At 65.8% G+C, this 16,685-nt stretch carries 16 protein-coding genes; 11 read left to right on the forward strand and 5 right to left on the reverse strand.

Translation table 11 applies throughout. The features are described from left to right. Positions 1-94: 94 nt before the first annotated feature. Together K0O62_RS14805 and K0O62_RS14810 are read right to left on the reverse strand one after the other, a co-directional pair. Entirely contained in the window at positions 95-1,129 is a 1,035-nt protein-coding gene (locus tag K0O62_RS14805; RefSeq protein WP_073855130.1) for an NAD(P)H-dependent flavin oxidoreductase, read from the reverse strand. A 20-nt stretch (positions 1,130-1,149) separates the two neighbouring features. Then, positions 1,150-1,842: a cutinase family protein gene (locus tag K0O62_RS14810; RefSeq protein WP_073855132.1), complete on the reverse strand. Its 693-nt coding sequence runs from the start codon at positions 1,840-1,842 to the stop codon at positions 1,150-1,152. 523 nt (positions 1,843-2,365) lie between these two features. Here K0O62_RS14810 and K0O62_RS14815 point away from each other — a divergent pair. Then, positions 2,366-2,833 (forward strand): nuclear transport factor 2 family protein, encoded by a 468-nt coding sequence (locus tag K0O62_RS14815; RefSeq protein WP_073855136.1) that lies wholly within the window; start codon positions 2,366-2,368, stop codon positions 2,831-2,833. On the opposite strand, the gene K0O62_RS14820 is transcribed toward K0O62_RS14815, so the two are convergent. Further along, the gene (locus K0O62_RS14820; RefSeq protein ID WP_372512816.1) at positions 2,748-3,053 is read right to left on the reverse strand and encodes an MmyB family transcriptional regulator; all 306 of its coding nucleotides are present in this window, start codon (positions 3,051-3,053) and stop codon (positions 2,748-2,750) included. The two genes, K0O62_RS14815 and K0O62_RS14820, sit on opposite strands and share 86 nt — an antisense overlap. A gap of 65 nt (positions 3,054-3,118) precedes the next feature. Between K0O62_RS14820 and thiD the strand changes: the two genes are divergently transcribed. The 9 genes from thiD to K0O62_RS14865 all read left to right on the forward strand — a co-directional run bounded on the left by thiD (position 3,119) and on the right by K0O62_RS14865 (position 11,958). After that, complete coding sequence (gene thiD / locus K0O62_RS14825; protein ID WP_097934165.1) at positions 3,119-3,910, forward strand: bifunctional hydroxymethylpyrimidine kinase/phosphomethylpyrimidine kinase; 792 nt, start codon at positions 3,119-3,121, stop codon at positions 3,908-3,910. 211 nt (positions 3,911-4,121) lie between these two features. After that, entirely contained in the window at positions 4,122-5,090 is a 969-nt protein-coding gene (locus K0O62_RS14830; protein WP_234799997.1) for an alpha/beta fold hydrolase, read from the forward strand. A gap of 66 nt (positions 5,091-5,156) precedes the next feature. Next, on the forward strand, positions 5,157-6,458 hold the full coding sequence (locus K0O62_RS14835; protein ID WP_073855140.1) for a TrpB-like pyridoxal phosphate-dependent enzyme: 1,302 nt from the start codon (positions 5,157-5,159) through the stop codon (positions 6,456-6,458). Positions 6,459-6,520: 62 nt separating this feature from the next. Further along, a complete protein-coding gene (locus tag K0O62_RS14840; RefSeq protein WP_073855322.1) occupies positions 6,521-7,060 on the forward strand; it encodes a hypothetical protein in 540 nt (179 codons plus the stop codon). Positions 7,061-7,164: 104 nt separating this feature from the next. After that, positions 7,165-8,487 (forward strand): helix-turn-helix transcriptional regulator, encoded by a 1,323-nt coding sequence (locus K0O62_RS14845; RefSeq protein ID WP_083603691.1) that lies wholly within the window; start codon positions 7,165-7,167, stop codon positions 8,485-8,487. 148 nt (positions 8,488-8,635) lie between these two features. Next, a complete protein-coding gene (locus tag K0O62_RS14850) occupies positions 8,636-9,094 on the forward strand; it encodes a nuclear transport factor 2 family protein (protein ID WP_073855323.1) in 459 nt (152 codons plus the stop codon). Between the two features lie 45 nt (positions 9,095-9,139). Then, positions 9,140-10,309, forward strand: a complete 1,170-nt coding sequence (locus K0O62_RS14855) for a cupin domain-containing protein (RefSeq protein WP_073855144.1) — start codon at positions 9,140-9,142, stop codon at positions 10,307-10,309. Between the two features lie 8 nt (positions 10,310-10,317). After that, positions 10,318-11,025 (forward strand): SDR family oxidoreductase, encoded by a 708-nt coding sequence (locus tag K0O62_RS14860; protein ID WP_073855146.1) that lies wholly within the window; start codon positions 10,318-10,320, stop codon positions 11,023-11,025. Between the two features lie 66 nt (positions 11,026-11,091). Further along, positions 11,092-11,958, forward strand: a complete 867-nt coding sequence (locus K0O62_RS14865; RefSeq protein WP_073855148.1) for an alpha/beta fold hydrolase — start codon at positions 11,092-11,094, stop codon at positions 11,956-11,958. A 1,009-nt stretch (positions 11,959-12,967) separates the two neighbouring features. On the opposite strand, the gene K0O62_RS14870 is transcribed toward K0O62_RS14865, so the two are convergent. Together K0O62_RS14870 and K0O62_RS14875 are read right to left on the reverse strand one after the other, a co-directional pair. Then, complete coding sequence (locus tag K0O62_RS14870) at positions 12,968-13,390, reverse strand: NUDIX hydrolase (RefSeq protein ID WP_073855150.1); 423 nt, start codon at positions 13,388-13,390, stop codon at positions 12,968-12,970. Then, a complete protein-coding gene (locus K0O62_RS14875) occupies positions 13,380-13,961 on the reverse strand; it encodes an LOG family protein (protein ID WP_073855152.1) in 582 nt (193 codons plus the stop codon). Before K0O62_RS14875 ends, K0O62_RS14870 begins: the two co-directional genes overlap by 11 nt. A gap of 841 nt (positions 13,962-14,802) precedes the next feature. Between K0O62_RS14875 and K0O62_RS14880 the strand changes: the two genes are divergently transcribed. Further along, the gene (locus tag K0O62_RS14880) at positions 14,803-16,371 is read left to right on the forward strand and encodes a hypothetical protein (RefSeq protein ID WP_073855154.1); all 1,569 of its coding nucleotides are present in this window, start codon (positions 14,803-14,805) and stop codon (positions 16,369-16,371) included. Positions 16,372-16,685: the final 314 nt, after the last annotated feature.

Consider the following 16,685-nt stretch of genomic DNA (forward strand, 5'->3'; position numbering starts at 1 on the left):
GCCGGAGTGGGCCTTGTACCCTCGGATTTGCTTGCGGTCCAGTTGTTTTAGCAATCTGTGGATAGATTCGCCGCCTGCGAGCCCCGACCGGGGTTCAACCCGCCAGGGCCGTGAGGATTGCGGCCGTCGACTCGTCACGGGCGTGGCGATAGCCGGTACCCGCCCACAGGTGCACCAGATCCGCATCCCCGGCCGCGGCGGCGGCCTTGCGCAGCGGGCTGGTCAGGTGGTGGATCGCGGGATACCCCAGCGGGGCGATCTCCTCGTAGCGGTCGATGAAGCTGTTGCGCAGGCCGCGCGCGGGACGGCCGGTGAACGCTCGGGTCAACACGGTCTCGGTACGCGCCGGGTCGATCAGGGCGGCCCGGTGGGTGGCCGAGGCGGCGCTCTCGTCGGCACGCAGCAAGACGGTGCCGACAGCGGCCGCGATGGCACCGGCGTCGAGGACCCCGGACACCGCCTCGGCTGTGGCGAGGCCGCCCGCCGCGATGACCGGAAGACCCGTCTCGGCCCCGATCCGGGCGACGAGGTCGGTGAGCGGTACCGCTTCGGGCAACCGGTCCGGGGTGAACGTCCCGGAGTGACCCCCGGCCACGACGGCCTGGACGACCAGGATGTCTGCGCCGGCGTCGGCGGCCGCCCGGGCTTCGGACAGCGCCGTCACCGTCTGCGCCACGACCGTCCCGGCCCGTCGAAGGGAGGTGATCACCCGCTTCGGCGGCAGACCGAAGGTGAAGCTGACGACGGGTACCGGGTCGGCCAGCAGAACGTCGATCTTGTCGTCGAACGCGTCGTCGTCGTCGACCGGGTCGGCGGGCAGGGTGAGGCCGAACCGGTCCGCCTCGCTACGCAGCGCGTCGGCGTAGCGGCGGTACTCCTGGGCCGTGATGGGCACCGGGTTGGGCACGAAGACGTTGACCCCGAACGGTATCGAGGCCTCCCGAACCGTCGCGATCTCGGCGGCCAGGTTCTGCGGACTCTTGTAGCCGGCGGCCAGGAAGCCCATGGCGCCGGCTCGCGCGGCCGCGATGACCATGGCCGGTGTGGTCGCACCGCCGGCCATCGGGGCGGCCAGTACCGGAAGACTCAACCCGAGTCCGGTCAGCGCGGAACTCTTCGGTGACGTCATGGCGGCTCCTCGCTGTCGGCCTACATCAACCTGCTGACGGTGAACGCAGCCGCCTGTTCCACCATTCCGTTGACGCCGTACTGCTGGTGCGGACCACTCGACCCGGACGGGGCCGTACCGGAGCAGACCGTATCGCCGGGCGCGCAGAACTCGAGCGACTTACCGGCATAGGCCGGGCCGACGTCGATGTCCGCCGCGCCGTACTTCTCCGCGGACCAGCCTGCCGGTGTCCCGAACAGCACCACCGCCGCGACATTGTCGGCGACGTCGGCGGGCAATGGCAGGGGAGCCGCACCGGGGGCGATGCCGGCCGGCACCACGCCGGAGGTCGCCAGGGCCGTCACCACCGCACCCTGCGAGTACCCGCCCAGCACCAGTTGGGTACTGGGGCACACCGACGTCACACCCTGGACGTGAATCGATTCGTCGCGCACGCCTTCGACGACGCTCATCTTGAACACGGTGCCGCCGGTGAAGTTGCTGCTGGCGGGATAGTTCACACCGTGCACGCCGACCGTGCGGGGGAATGCCTGTGCGCGTAGCGAATCGACGAATCTCTGGCCGACGCCACCGACGCCGGGCGGCTCGGCGGTCCCCCTCGCGAACACGACGCCGATGTCGGGGCACGATTGCGATCCGGCCGCCGGAACGATGACCGGCAACGCCGCCACGGCCAACACGGTCGCGACGATGAGCCGGACCACGATTCGCATACCAACGGTCACTGATCTCCCCCCGATATCCTGCTTGAACTATGGCAGAGCCAGGGGCTGCCGGCGGCGTTTCTCCCCGCTGAAACGCCGACCCTTTCACCTGACCCGCCACCGTTCATCGCGCCGCCCCGGGAGGGCGTTACAAGACTCCACGCGCCGCCGTCACACCAGGAGAACACCGCGGCCGCCGACACGGCACGGCCGGGCTGGACATGTTGGCCTCGGTACTCGGGGCCGCGCACTGACCGTCACCGCGAGCAAGCCGGGAGAACCGACCAGGTCGGACGGCCGGCTGATCCATGTCGACGGGGCGCTGCCGCGCGCCGCGCCCGACGGCAGCGATCCGCATATCCGCGGCCAGATCTTCCGGTCGGCGACCTCAGTGCCGGTGCTGTTCGACCCGGCCTGAGTCGGGTGACAGACCGGCGACCTGCACTGTGCGGTGGCTGATGTGCAGGAACCCTCCGCCGGCGCGATCATGGCTTTGTAGATCGATGCGAAACGCGACCGCTGAGGAGCCATCATGACCGCGTCACTCGTGCCCCCGTTCACCCTCGAGACGGCGACCGCGAAGGTGCGGGCCGGGGAGGATATGTGGAACACCCGGACCCCAGAACGGGTGGCCCTCGGCTACACACCCGACAGCCGGTGGCGTAACCGCTCGACCTTCGTACAGGGCCGCCCGGCCATCGTCGAGTTCCTCACCGGCAAATGGGAATCCGAGCTCGACTACCGGCTGATCAAGGAGCTGTGGGCCTACGGTGGTGACCGGATCGCCGTCCGGTTCGCCTATGAGTATCACGACGGCGCGGGACGATGGTTACGCGCCTACGGCAACGAGAACTGGGAGTTCGACGCCGACGGGCTGATGAAGACCCGGCACGCCAGCATCAACGACGTCGCGATCACCGATGCCGAACGGTTGTTCCACTGGGACGACCGGGGACCCCGTCCCGCCGATCATCCAGGCCTGAGTCAGCTGGGACTGTGAGCGTCAACGATCTGCCACGGGTGCCGGCCTCGGCGGTGAAGACGAACAGCGTCTGATCGGGATCGCCCGGCGTCATGAAGGTTTCGTAGTCGACGTCGAACCTGCCCACCACCGGATGACGCAGCCGCTTGGTCCCGTGGGTGCGCTGATACACCCGGTGCTGTGCCCACCACCGGCGGAAATCGGCGCACGGCGGAGACCGGCCGCGAGCAGCGACCACGCGGCCTCGATCGTTCGCAGCCTCGCCCTCTGAGGCCGATATCGCAGGTCTGTAGCCTGTACATCGTGAACCACCTGGCCTACGTCATCGCCGGATCCGAGGCGACGGGCGGCGCCGGCCTGCAAGCAGACCTGCGCACGTTCCAGCAGCTGGGCACCTACGGCCTGGGCACGGTCACCTGCATCGTGTCGTTCGACCCGAAGGCGAACTGGACGCACCGCTTCGTGCCGATCGAACCGCAGGTGGTGGCCGATCAGATCGAGGCAGCGACGGCCGCCTACGACCTCGACGTGGTCAAGATCGGCATGCTGGGGACACCCGCCACCATCGATGTCGTCGCCAATGCTCTGGCCGGGCAGACCTGGCGGCACGTGGTCGTCGACCCCGTGCTGATCTGCAAGGGCCAGGAACCCGGGGCCGCCCTGGATACCGACACCGCGTTGCGGGAGCGCATCCTGCCGCTGGCGACGGTCGTCACGCCGAATCTGTTCGAGGCCGGGGTGCTGTCCGGGATGGAGCGCATCGATTCGGTGGACGACCTGGTGGAGGCCGCCAAGCGCATCGCCGACCTGGGCCCGCGCTACGTGGTGGCCAAGGGCGGCGTCGAACTCCCCGGTGACGAGGCCGTCGATGTGCTGTTCGACGGCACCGACGTCGAGATCCTGCGGGTGCCCAAGGTCGGGCGCGAGCGGGTGGCCGGCGCGGGGTGCACGCTGGCCGCTGCCATCACCGCCGAACTCGCCAAGGGCAGCGACGTCAGCGAAGCCGTGCGACGGGCGAAGGACTTCGTCACCGCCGGGATCAACGGCCGGATCTCCGGGAACGCACCGTTCGACACGGTGCGGCAGGGCGCGTAGTAGCGCTCTTTGCTGCGCCAGTTCCCTTGCCCTCCATGACCTGTGGTGTTTGACGAAGATGGGCAGTGGGTAGCCACCCTCAAACAACTGAGGAGCGGCGCCCATGGAGACTGCGACGTGCGACCCTGCGGGATACAGAGTTCGGCTGAGCCATCACGAGATTGAGCTCGATGACGGTCACCGGGTCGGTGTGTCCGTTGGTGGATGCGGTGTGCCGCTGGTGTTCCTGCACGGGCTAGGGCTGGGTCGCCGTGCTTATCTGCGCATGTTGAGCCGGGTCGCCGGACTCGGGTTTCTCGTGATCGCCGTAGACGCTCCGGGGCACGGGGATACGCATGACCTTCCGGTGCCCGGCGCCGAGTTCACCGACCGGGCAACGGTGATTCTGCGCACCCTTGACGCCCTCGGAGTAGACAAAGCCGTCCTCGCCGGCCACTCGATGGGCGGCCGGATGGCTATTCAGATCGCGGCGCTGGCACCCGAACGGGTCTTGGCGACATTGCTTTTCGATGCCGCAGCCGGGGCGCCCTTCGACGCGGCGGTCCGGACGGTCATGCGGTCACCCAGCCAGATGCTGCACACGGTGGCCGGTGCACTCTACGACCTGTCCCGCGATCCGCTGCTCATGAAGGTCGAGGCCGTCGGGCGTTACCTGCAGATGCTTCGCGTGGTCCTGATGGGCAAGATCATGGCACCGACCGGTTTCTGCGGCGCCGCACAGGCTTTGATGCAGTCCGGCGATTCGAGTTCACTTCTTGACATGATGCGGCGCCAAGCCGTGCCGACGATCGTTCTACACGGTGCCGACGACGCCATCATTCCATTCGAAAATGCCTGTGCGGTCGCCGAAACCGCCGACGCCGTGCTCTACAAGGTTGCCGATGCCTGCCATTCTTGGCTGATCGCTCAGCCCCACCGCGGCGCGGGCGCAGTTCGCCAACTGCTCAGTGGTGAACTGGGCCAGATCCTGCGCACCGCAGCCGATGCGCGGAGTATCGCTGACTGGCAGGATGGCACCGAATGGGAAGCCGCGACGCTCCGGGCGGATGCGCCGGTCACCCGGTTGCGCAACGACGACCTGATTGCGCAAGAGACCGTCTGCGAGGTCGTCGAGATGGAGCGGGTGTGGCCCGACCGGGCAATAGCGCCTGATGAGCTCACCGCGGGCTTGACTGCCTGAGGGGCGCCAACATGCCGTTGACCAGCACATTTCTGCCCGGCCAACGAGTCCGTTAGGGTGTCCGGCATGACCGAACAGCTCGACACCGCCCACCCGGATCTGGTCACCGTCGAGGTGCCGACGCACTGGTACAACCTGGCGGCCGAGCTCTCCGAACCCATACCGCCGCACCTGCATCCCGCGACCAAAGAACCGGTCGGCCCCGATGACCTCGCGCCGCTGTTTGCCAGCGGGCTGATCGCGCAGGAGGTGGCCGCCGAGACCTACATCGAGATCCCGCAGGAGGTGCGGGAGATCTACACGATGTGGCGGCCGTCTCCGCTGTTACGCGCCCGGCGGTTCGAGAAGGCCCTGAACACCGGGGCCCACATCTACATCAAGTACGAGGGTGTGAGCCCCGTCGGCAGCCACAAGACCAACTCGGCGGTAGCGCAGGCCTACTACAACCACATCGACGGGGTGCGGAAACTGACCACCGAGACCGGCGCCGGACAGTGGGGTAGTGCCCTGTCGTTTGCCGGGGCCCAGTTCGGTCTGGAGGTCGAGGTGTGGCAGGTCCGCGCCTCGTACGAGTCCAAGCCGTATCGCGGGCATCTGATCCGGACCTACGGTGGCACGGTGCACTCGAGCCCGTCGACGCTCACCGAGGCGGGCCGCGCCATCCTGGCCAAGGATCCGGACACCACCGGCAGCCTCGGCATGGCGGTCAGCGAGGCGGTCGAAGTCGCCGCGGCCGACCCGGAGGCCCGTTACGCGCTGGGCAGCGTGCTGAACCATGTGGTGCTGCACCAGACCGTCATCGGCCAGGAGGCCGTGGCGCAGCTGGCGCTGGTGGAACCCGACGGCGCCGACGTCGTCTTCGGGTGCGCCGGAGGCGGTTCCAACCTGGCCGGCCTCTCGTTCCCGTTCCTGCGGGAGAAGATCCACGGCCGGTCGAACCCGCGGATCGTGGCCGCTGAACCGGCCGCGTGCCCGTCGATCACCCAGGGTGAGTACCGCTACGACCACGGTGACGTCGCCGGGTTGACCCCGCTGCTCAAGATGCACACGCTCGGCATGGATTTCGTGCCGGACCCGATCCACGCCGGTGGGCTGCGCTACCACGGGATGGCGCCCGCGCTCAGCCACACCGTCGAGCTCGGCCTGGTCGAGGGCGTGGCGATCTCGCAGCACGACGCGTTCGCCGCCGGGGTGCAATTCGCGCGGACCCAGGGCATCGTGCCGGCTCCGGAGTCGACGCATGCCATCGCGGCTGCGGCCGCGCACGTCGCCGATGATCCACGGGAGCAGGTCGTGGTGATCGGCCTGTCCGGGCACGGCCAGCTGGATCTGCCGGCCTATGCGGAGTACCTCGACGGCAAGTTCTGAGCCCGGCGGTTTGCGGGCGCGACTATCCTCGACATGAGGCTTTTCTGGAGGAGGTGAGCCACGTGTTCCATCTGCGGTCGCGCGACCAGTCGATCGAGGCGACCCTCAAGCAGATCGAACACCGGGTGCTCGAGGAGCTCCATCTGCCCCTGTGGGCACGTCGCGTGGCGTGGACCGCATCCGTGGTGTTGATCATGACCGGGATCACCGCATGGGTCGTAGGCGCGGGTTTACCGCTGGCCGCATCCGCGCTGGGCACCGGCGCTGCGATCTCTTCGGTGGTCGCGCTGCGGCGACGCCGGTTCCGGTGGTGCGTCGCGGCGGCCTACCTGGCCGGGTTGTCGACGGTCGCCGGTGTCGGCGCGTTCTGGTGGTCACGTACCAGCTCGGCGGGCCCGGTCCTGGCGATCTCGACCGGTGCATCCGTCGTGGCCGCGGCGGCGCTCACGGCTGTGTGGGTCTCGGTGGCCATCACCCCGGTGAACGATTCGCACCCGGACATGCGGAAGCCCTCGAAACGAAGGTGGGGTGTCCGCGAGAGCGGCGACACCATCACCTGGCCGCCGCCGTCCGCGGGGCCGCGCCGTCCCGATCGGAAGTGACGGTGTGGCGCACACGGGCGCAAGGACACTTAGGCGGGTTTCGCGACAAGGACACCAGCGATTCATCGACGACTTTGTCCGTGCGTGGGTAACGGTCATGAACAATGACCACTTCGACGTGCACCCATGACCGTGGCGGGAATGCCGTTGTCCTGCAGGGAGGACTGTCCACCACCGATCGCGTGATGACGCGATCGGTGGCCGAGGCGGCGCGTTCTGCCCCGGCGGCCCAAGAGCCGCCCCGGGCTGTTGACCTGCTTCTCGATGGCCTGGCCGTCCGATTGACCGACGGTTACGTTGCTGCCGCACCCCTGTTGGGGAGGGCTCTGCAGGAGTATCTGCGCGAGGATGAGGCAGGGCTGGCAGACCCGCGCTGGCATTACCTGACCCACCGCGTCTGCCTGGATCTGTTCGATCGCGCGGCGGGCAAGGTGCTGGTCGCGCGACAGATCGAAACATTGCGTGCTGCAGGCGAATTGAATGTTCTCCCCGCGGCGCTGTATCAGTATGCCGGGTTGTGCATCACGGACGGACTCTTCAGCCAGGCCACGGGTTTGGTCGTGGAAGCCGAAGCGATCATGGCCGCGACGGGTGCGACACCGTTGGCATCCATCCGGCCCTACCTCGCCGCCTACCGCGGGCAGGAAGCGCTCTGTCGGACGCTGGTTCAGTCAGCGATTGACGAGGCCACCGTTCGTGGCCAGGGCGGCGAGGTGACGGTGGCTCTCGTTGCGAAGGCGATCCTGCACAACAGCCTTGGACAGTACGGCGAGGCACTGGAGGCATGCGCTGCGGCAGCGCAATTCGACGACACCGGATACTACGGCTACGTGCTGGTCGAGATGATCGAAGCGGCGACGCGCTGCGGGGAAGGGCAGATCGCAGCCGATGCACTGGCGCGTCTCACTCAACGTGCAGAGGCCAGCCGCACCGACACCGCCCTGGGTCTCGCCGCTCGATCTGCGGCACTGGTCGCCGGAGACGATCCCTCCGCGGAAGCCCACTATCAACTGGCAATAAGTTTGCTGGAGCACGGCTATGCCCTCTACGCGGTGCGCACACGACTTGTGTACGGGGAGTGGCTGCGCCGGGTTCGGCGACGCCGTGACGCCAGAGTTGAATTGCGGATAGCCTACGACTCCTTTGCTGCGATGGGGGTCGAGGGTTTCGCGGACCGGGCTCGCCGCGAGCTGACGGTCGCCGGTGAGACGGTCAACACCGGACCCGCCGGGCGAGCGGTGGAACTGACAGCGCAGGAAAGTCACATCGCCCAACTCGCCCGCAGCGGCCACACCACGTCTGAGATTGCCGGGCAGCTCTTCTTGAGCCCCCGCACCGTGGAGTGGCACTTGAGCAGAATTTTTGCCAAGCTCGGGATCGCCTCGCGCCGAGACCTGCGCAACGTGGATTTCGACAGCGCACCCTAGCGTCACGCGGATGGGCGGCAGCCGTCGAACCCGCAATGCCCGCGTCGCGCTAACCCGTAGTTAGTACGGGCATTGGTCGATAGCTCTGGCCATGGCGGCCGGGCACGGCATATACCTACTGCAGAAATGCCTTTCAGAGGACGCACACATGCCGGAGACGCACGCCCCACTCCCACCGTTCACCTACGCAACGGCCATCATCAAAGTCCAGGCCGCCGAGGACGCCTGGAACTCCCGTGATGCCCACCGGGTGAGCCTCGCGTACACCGAGGACAGCCAATGGCGAGACCGCGACAACTTCATCACCGGCCGCGACGCGATCATCGACTTCCTCAGCGAGAAATGGAAGCGCGAACACGAGTATGCATTGCGCAAGAGCCTCTGGTCCTTCACCGACGACCACATCGCGGTCCGGTTTCAATACGAATGGCACGCTACATCCGGCCAGTGGTACCGCAGCTATGGAAACGAGTTGTGGGAATTCAGCGACTCCGGCCTGATGCGGCGACGTGAGGCCAGCATCAACGACATCGAGATCGACGAAACCGATCGGCGCTACTTCGGCCCACGAGACCCCCATACGCATCTCGAACTCGCGCTGCGCTAACTGCGAGTGAGTCAAGGCCCACCGATGAGAAGAAGGGAGCCCAGCATGACCGACACCGATATCAACACCCACAATGCAGTACCCACCATCGACGGCGACGAAGGCGCAACCGTTCTGGGCCCAGACAACGTGGCCATCGGCGTACAGAACCCCGGCGCCCCAAGCACCGACTCCGGCAGCCTGCCCAACCTCAAGTGGTCGTTCGCCGCCTCGCACAACCGGCTCCTCAACGGAGGCTGGGCACGAGAGGCGACAGTCCGCGAATTGCCGGTGGCCACCACCCTGGCCGGGGTCAACATGCGACTCACGGCGGGCGCGTATCGGGAACTTCACTGGCACCGGGAAGCAGAGTGGGCTTTCATGTTGGCCGGCAGCGCGCGCATCGCCGCCATCGACCCAGACGGCCGCAACTTCATCGACGACGTTCACCGCGGCGACCTGTGGAACTTCCGCGCCGGTTTCCCGCACTCGATCCAGGCACTGGAGGATTGCGAGTTCCTGCTCGTCTTCGACGACGGGAACTTCTCGGAGAACGAAACCTTCCTGGTCACGGATTGGTTCGCGCATACCCCCAAACACATCCTGGCCAAGAACTTCGCCGTGCCCGAATCCTCGTTCGCCAACATCCCCACCGCCGGCGAGATCGAGCACAGCCGCTACATCTTTCCCGGTGAGGTGCCCGGCGCCCTCGTCGATGACATCGCCGCCGCACAGTCCCCGGTCGGCACGGCCGAACGGATGAGCCACCGCATGCTCGCCCAGGACCCCGTCGAAGTCCCCGGGGGCAGCGTGCGCATCACCGACTCACGCAACTTCCCGTCCGCATCGACGATCGCCGCCGCCTACGTCGAATTGGCCCCCGGCGCGGTTCGCGAGATGCACTGGCATCCCGCCCACGACGAGTGGCAGTACTGGATCTCCGGGCACGCCCGTATGTGTGTATTCGGATCCAGCGGCAAGGCGAGAACCTTCGATTACTACCCCGGTGACGTCGGCTACGTGCCCAGCGCGATGGGCCACTACTTCGAGAACGTCGGCGATGACCCAGTGGTGATGCTGGAACTGTTCCGCAGCGACCGCTTCACCGACGTGTCGGCCAACCAGTGGCTGGGGCTGACTCCGCAGGAGGTCGTCGCCGCCACGCTGAATCTCGATCGCAGGACCGTGGACGCCTTCCGCACCGATAAGCCACTCATCATGCCGAGCGAGAAGTAGGGGAGTCCATGAAGATTGAAGGTTCAGTGGCATTGGTGACCGGTGCTAGCCGCGGGCTGGGCCGTCACTTCGTCGAGCAATTGCTCTCTCGGGGCGCGGCGAAGGTCTACGCCGCGGCGCGCCACCCCGATGGGATCACCCTCGACGGCGTCATTCCGCTGCGCATCGACCTCACCGACCAGGCGAGCATCGATGCCGCCGCCGAAGCAGCCGGTGATATCACGTTGCTCGTCAACAACGCCGGGGTCTTCACACCCGGCGGGGTCTTGTCGGCGCCGATGGCCGACATCCGCGCGGACATGGACACGAACTACTACGGAACCCTGGCGGTAACCCGTGCCTTCGCACCGCACCTGATCGCCAACGCACCCGCAGCCATCCTGAACGTGCTGTCGGTGTTGGCCTGGTTGCACCCCAGTGGCTTCGGTGCATACGCAGCGGCCAAGGCTGCCGTCTGGGCCCAAACCGACGTCGTACGAGAGGAACTGGCAAGCCACGGTGTCGACGTCACCGCACTGCATGTTGGATTCATGGACACCGACATGACGGCCAACATCGATGCACCCAAGGAGGATCCGGGAGTCGTCGCCGCCCTCGCCCTCGACGGTGTCGAACACCGTCTCACCGAGGTGCTCGCCGATGAGCGCTCCCGAGACGTCAAGTCCCAGCTGTCCCTGGACCGCGGCGCTGTCACCTCGACAGCGCCGGCGCCCTGACCGGCACGAGAGCCCGAGCGAACAGCAATCAACCACGAACGCATATCCCAAGAAAGGTTGCCAGACATGGCCGTCGACAGCTATACGACCACGCCGACTCGCTTCACCGAAGTCGAGGGTTCGCGGTACGCCTACCGCGAGGTTGGCGACGAAGGACTACCTCCATTGGTTGCACTCAACCACTTCAGGGGGACCCTCGACACCTGGGATCCGACATTGATCGACGGGTTGGCCAAGACCCGCCGCGTGATCGCCATTGACAACGCCGGCGTATCCCGGTCCGAGGGCACCACGCCCAACAATGTTGCCGACATGGCCCGCGACGCCGCTGCCGTGATCAGGGCACTCGGACTCGAAACGATCGATCTCCTCGGCTTCTCCCTGGGCGGTTTCGTCGCACAGCAACTGGTGCTCGACAACCCAGAGTTGGTTCGTTACCTGATTCTGGTCGGGACCGGCCCCGAGGGCGGCCGCGACTTCGCACGGTTCACTCCGGGGGTGCAGGAAGTCGGCATGCGCCCACATCCCGTGCCCGAAGACCTGGTGTATCTCTTCTTCGCCCACACCGATCACAGCCGAAGCTTGGGCAAGGCCTACCTCGAACGGCTGGTCCGCCGCACCACCGACAACGAGCCGGAGGTCAGCGCACACACCACCAGTGCCCAGCTGGAGGCTATCGGCGCGTGGGGGACTCCACCCGATGAAGCTCAAGACCGATACGCAAAGCTAGCCGGCATACGGCAGCCGACCCTCGTGGTGAACGGAATCGAAGATCGGCTAGTCCCCACCATCAACTCCTATACGTTGGCCCGGTATATCCCGAATGCGCAACTGATCCTTTACCCCGATGCCGGGCACGGCTCTCAGTTCCAATACCCCGAACGCTTCGTGGCCGATGTGAACACGTTCTTCAACCAGGTAGCACTGACCTAGGAGCGTCTCACACCCCGCCTGCGCGCCGAGGTGGCTGGACGGGGAAGTTGATCCCGGCGCTGTGCGTGCTCCACGACGACCCAATCAACAGATATCCGAAACCCGCTTCCTCCGGTACGGCGTTGTCGAAAGCCAATGTGGCGCTGCGCAGTTGGGGCAACGCCCATGTATCTCAATTCGTCACAGTGACGTTTCGTAATCGCGACACTGGGCAGGGCGGAGGTCGCACCGGGGGATGCCCGTGCCACGCGCAACCGTGACCCACCAACACATGCGACAGAAACAACTCGGCACCGAAGGGAATCGCCAAGCCGTCAGATCGCGGCCAGGAATGAGCGACTGCACGGCCCGCCGCGAATGCGGCACCGATTGCAGTCCGGCGCACGGTATCAACGGGAAACTCGGCGCCGGCACCCAGCAACGCGCAGACACCGTTGCAGGACAGAGCAATTAGATCCAGCGACGCAGATACAATTTGTCACTGTGACGTATTGAGCCGGCGGCGCCCGTCGCCGAGAGGCGGGACAGAAGGCGTCAGCCAGCGGCACATCCCGCCGGATCATGGTGACGACCCGGTCGCCAGGCCGGCCTAACCGGCCGCAGCCGGCTCGGGCGACGGTCCGGCGCGGGCGACGATGATGGCCACACCTGAGCCAGCCGGGCGGGCGACTGGGCGCAATCCGGAGAGGACTGAGACCCGGCCAGGAACGGCGCGGACAGACCACAGATCTGCGGCACACCTGCACAAACAGGTAGGCACAGGCCTACGCGGACCGTTCGCCCACGTCAGGTTTGTGCCGATAATCTACATTATGTCAACTAAAGTACCTCATATCGCATAGCGCCAGCCGCGATGAACATCGTCCGTGTCCCCGTCTCTTTACATCTGGCGGTTCTTCGCAGAAAAGCTGGCGGACTTCGAATGTTGGCCGCGCCGCTCATTGAATCCGGCGGCCCCTTCAGTCAACCGCCAGCGACATTGAGACTGGACACAGATGCTGGCCCTGGCTCAGCTCAACAAGGTGCGACGCCGAAGGGCCGATGCGGCCTGCCGCGTCGCCTCGGTCAGCGGCTCGGGCAGATTATCGAGGTCGAACCACCGCATCGCCGACAACGCCTGCGGTTCGAGAACGGAGGGTGTGCCGTCATAGCGCTCGATGAGATAGACCGGAGCAACCCAGTGTTGGCCAGCCTGACGATCGATCTGGTCGACGACGCATAGGAGCAGGCTCGGTTCGATGGAGATGCCGAGTTCTTCACGGATCTCGCGCGTCACCGCGGCCGCCACGGACTCAAACGGGTCGACCTTCCCTCCCGGGAGGCCCCAGCAACCCGCCTCCGGATTGCGCCTGCGGCGGACAAGCAGCAGGTTACCGTCCTGGATGATCGCTGCACCACATCCGACGCGTGGGCCAGAGCCATCAGCGTTCATCGCGACTGATCCACTTCGTCTCCGTTGAAACTTGGTGGGTGAGTAATCCGTTCAGCAAGTCGGTGGGTGAATCCGACGAGAGAAGCATCTGTCGATGCACGGGCTTCAAGAAACTCTCGTCGACAACATGGTCTAGGAAGGCCAGCAATCCGTCGTAGAAGTCGAGGGTGTTGAGCAGCCCGCACGGTTTTGCGTGCGCGCCAAGCTGAGTCCACGTCCACACTTCGAAAATCTCTTCGAGAGTGCCGATTCCTCCGGGCAGGGCAATGAAAGCATCGGACAGCTCAGCCATCAACGCCTTGCGCTCATGCATGGAATCGACAATCCGCAGATCCTGTAGACCGGTATGCGCGACTTCGCGTTCAACAAGGGCCCGTGGGATCACCCCGATAACCTCGCCGCCAGCGGCCAAAGCCGAATCTGCAACTGCTCCCATGAGTCCGACGGCGGCTCCCCCGTAAACCAGACCGATCTGACGCTCAGCCAGTAGTGCGCCCAGTTCCACTGCCGATGTGCGATATTGGTCATGGCGACCCAAATTCGACCCGGAGAAAACACAGATCCGATTCATGAATGAATCCTTACATGAGTTGCTCGGCCGATGTTCCTTGGGGGATGCTGAGCGGGACCTGACCACCCTCCGATTTCGCTGCGTTGTCGGCGCAATATCGGCGCACCTACGCCCTGGCCATGCCCACAGCCCAACGCTGACGGCCGCGTTGCTGCGCGGTTAGTCTCCGGCGGCGCAGATGGTGTGTGATTCCTAGATGCGAGTGTTCCTGTCGCAGAAGCATTCTGCCTGCATCTGCAGTTTGAGCATCAGCGACTTCGATTTCGCGGCTGTCCAGCACTGCTTTCATATGAAAGATCACCAACCCGTTTAATTCTCAACGTGTTTCACGTCGCGCGACTGACTCCGCCTTTCGTTTCTTCGAGCTCCGTCTAGGCCGAGTGCGGGCGCGTCCGCAGGTGCGCCCACCCTGATGGCCTGCAGCATCAAATGAATCTGAATCACACAAACCCGACTCTAGAACCGGGTGGACTCAGAAACGGGGACTCGCCACGACGCCCAACCCAAGACCTCATCGAATAACTGGCGCCGGGGCGCTCGACGCCAGCAAGAGGTGGCCTGCCCTACCGCCACTCCCCTACACGCCGTCAGCAGCAAACCCCGCCCACTCGGCCCGACGCGTGACGCAGGGACATCGAGGTGTGCTGGCGCGCCATTAAACTACTGCACATTGCATCAGATGAATCATGGCTCGCTCTCTTGCCGGACACCGCTCCTCCCATCGTTTTCGGCTGCGCTGCACAGCTTCGGCCCCCGGGACAGCGGTACGGACTCGTGTCGGCTGCCGCCCTGGTCAGCCGGCCGGGTCCCCACGAAGCTGGCCTAGATCGCGCTACTGTGGATGACACCTGCAGCATTGGGGCTCGCCATGGGACAACACGCCAAAACCGGTCCGTCGACTGCGGCGGCGCCACTGACGCCCGCGGACATGGAGCGCATCGGAACGGTCGATGATCGCTACCAGTCCTACAACATCGAGATGATCGAAGTCACCGGCGGGGAGTTCTGGGCACCTTACGGCCCAGAGGGCGCCGTGGCGACGAATTCCGCACTGCTGCAATATCGTCCACCGCTGGACCTCGCGAACCGCCGGCTGCGGACGCTGGCCGCCGCTCTGGGCCCCGCATACGTCCGGGTCAGCGGCACCTGGGCCAACAACACGTACTTCCCCGACGCGGACGAGACTGCCACCGAGCCGCCTGCGGGCTTCACGGGGGTGCTGACACGCCGGCAGTGGCAGGGCGTGGTCGACTTCGCGCACGCAGTTGACGCGGAGATCGTCACGTCATTCGCGATCGGTCCCGGCACGCGCGACGAGGTAGGGGCCTGGACCCCGGATCAGGCCCTTTCTCGGGTCGCCTACACGCGGGAACTGGGCGGCTCGATCGCCGCGGCCGAGTTCATGAACGAACCGAACGCCGCGGCAATGGGCGGGGCGCCTCCCGGGTACAGCGCGGCGGCCTTCGGCGCCGACTTCCGGCGGTTCCGGGAATTCGCCGCCCGCGTCCTGCCTGACATGGTCGTCCTCGGGCCGGGTTCGGTCGGCGAAACGGCGGGCGTATCCATCCACGCGGCGGGGGTCGAAGGTTTCATCCCCACCCGGCATCTGCTCGCCGCGTCCCGGCCTGCGACGGTTGACGCCTTCTCGTATCACCACTACGGAGCGTTGTCGCTGCGGTGTGCCGCGCTGGCCGAGTCGGCAGCTGGTGGGGAAGATACCGGCGCGCAAGCCCTCTCCACCACTTCGCCGGATGACGCCCTTTCGGAGCAGTGGTTGCGGCGCACGGATGAAACCCTTGCCTTCTATCGCCCGCTTCGAGATGAGTTCGCCCCCAGCGCACCGTTCTGGAACACCGAGACAGCGGAAGCGGCGTGCGGAGGGAACCCTTGGGCGGCTACGTTCCTCGACACCTTCCGCTATCTCGATCAGCTCGGGCGGCTCGCGAAACAGGAGGTGCGAGTCGTCGCGCACAACACACTCGCGGCCAGTGACTACGGTCTGCTGGACGAGACGACGCTGCTTCCCAGGCCGAATTACTGGGGTGCCTTGCTGTGGCGGAAACTGATGGGGACAACCGTGCTCGAATCGGGCGTACCGCAGCCGGGTCGCCATGTCTATGCGCACAACCTGCGCGGCACACCGGGTGGCGTCGCGGTGCTGGTGATCAACACCGACATGGATTCCTCACTCACCCTGTCGATACCGACCGCGGGCGAACGCTACACACTGTCGTCGGACCGGCCACGAAGCACGAGTGTCCGGTTGAACGGGACGGAACTCGCCTTGGACGTGGCGGGCGCACTGCCAGAACTGCATGGGGTTCCGACGCCCGCAGGCGATGTCGATTTCGCGTCGGCCACGATCACCTTTCTGGCATTGCCGGAGGCGGCCAACCAGGCGTGCCGCTGACTGATCCGATGGTAAACAGCGCTTCGCCACCAACGGTTCTCGGTCAGGTGCTCACCATAGCCTTCCCGACCGCTAAGGCCTTGGAAGACGTTCACCGCTCCCCCTAATTTGACGGCAATCTCGATCGACGCCGTCCAAGGGCCTGGCCAGACATCCGCTCAGGCGTTCTGTGAGATCCGTCACCGGCACGCAACCAAAATTCTGACAGCTGTCAAAGAATGATCGGGGTGTCCCCCACTTCTGTTGAGGCAAAGATCTTTCGAGCCGATTACGACCTAAGCGGGTTTGAGGCCCCAGGGCGTCGGGCAAGATCA

Origin of the sequence: Mycolicibacterium diernhoferi, from assembly GCF_019456655.1 — a bacterium.
Taxonomy (GTDB): domain Bacteria; phylum Actinomycetota; class Actinomycetes; order Mycobacteriales; family Mycobacteriaceae; genus Mycobacterium; species Mycobacterium diernhoferi.

Coding starts and splice junctions, on each gene's coding strand:
- K0O62_RS14865 (WP_073855148.1), top strand. CDS start 11,092: ATGGCCGTCGACAGCTATACGACCACGCCGACTCGCTTCACCGAAGTC.
- K0O62_RS14875 (WP_073855152.1), bottom strand. CDS start 13,961: ATGAATCGGATCTGTGTTTTCTCCGGGTCGAATTTGGGTCGCCATGAC.
- K0O62_RS14860 (WP_073855146.1), top strand. CDS start 10,318: ATGAAGATTGAAGGTTCAGTGGCATTGGTGACCGGTGCTAGCCGCGGG.
- K0O62_RS14870 (WP_073855150.1), bottom strand. CDS start 13,390: ATGAACGCTGATGGCTCTGGCCCACGCGTCGGATGTGGTGCAGCGATC.
- K0O62_RS14805 (WP_073855130.1), bottom strand. CDS start 1,129: ATGACGTCACCGAAGAGTTCCGCGCTGACCGGACTCGGGTTGAGTCTT.
- K0O62_RS14855 (WP_073855144.1), top strand. CDS start 9,140: ATGACCGACACCGATATCAACACCCACAATGCAGTACCCACCATCGAC.
- K0O62_RS14850 (WP_073855323.1), top strand. CDS start 8,636: ATGCCGGAGACGCACGCCCCACTCCCACCGTTCACCTACGCAACGGCC.
- K0O62_RS14810 (WP_073855132.1), bottom strand. CDS start 1,842: ATGCGAATCGTGGTCCGGCTCATCGTCGCGACCGTGTTGGCCGTGGCG.
- K0O62_RS14880 (WP_073855154.1), top strand. CDS start 14,803: ATGACACCTGCAGCATTGGGGCTCGCCATGGGACAACACGCCAAAACC.
- K0O62_RS14835 (WP_073855140.1), top strand. CDS start 5,157: ATGACCGAACAGCTCGACACCGCCCACCCGGATCTGGTCACCGTCGAG.
- K0O62_RS14845 (WP_083603691.1), top strand. CDS start 7,165: ATGACCACTTCGACGTGCACCCATGACCGTGGCGGGAATGCCGTTGTC.
- K0O62_RS14815 (WP_073855136.1), top strand. CDS start 2,366: ATGACCGCGTCACTCGTGCCCCCGTTCACCCTCGAGACGGCGACCGCG.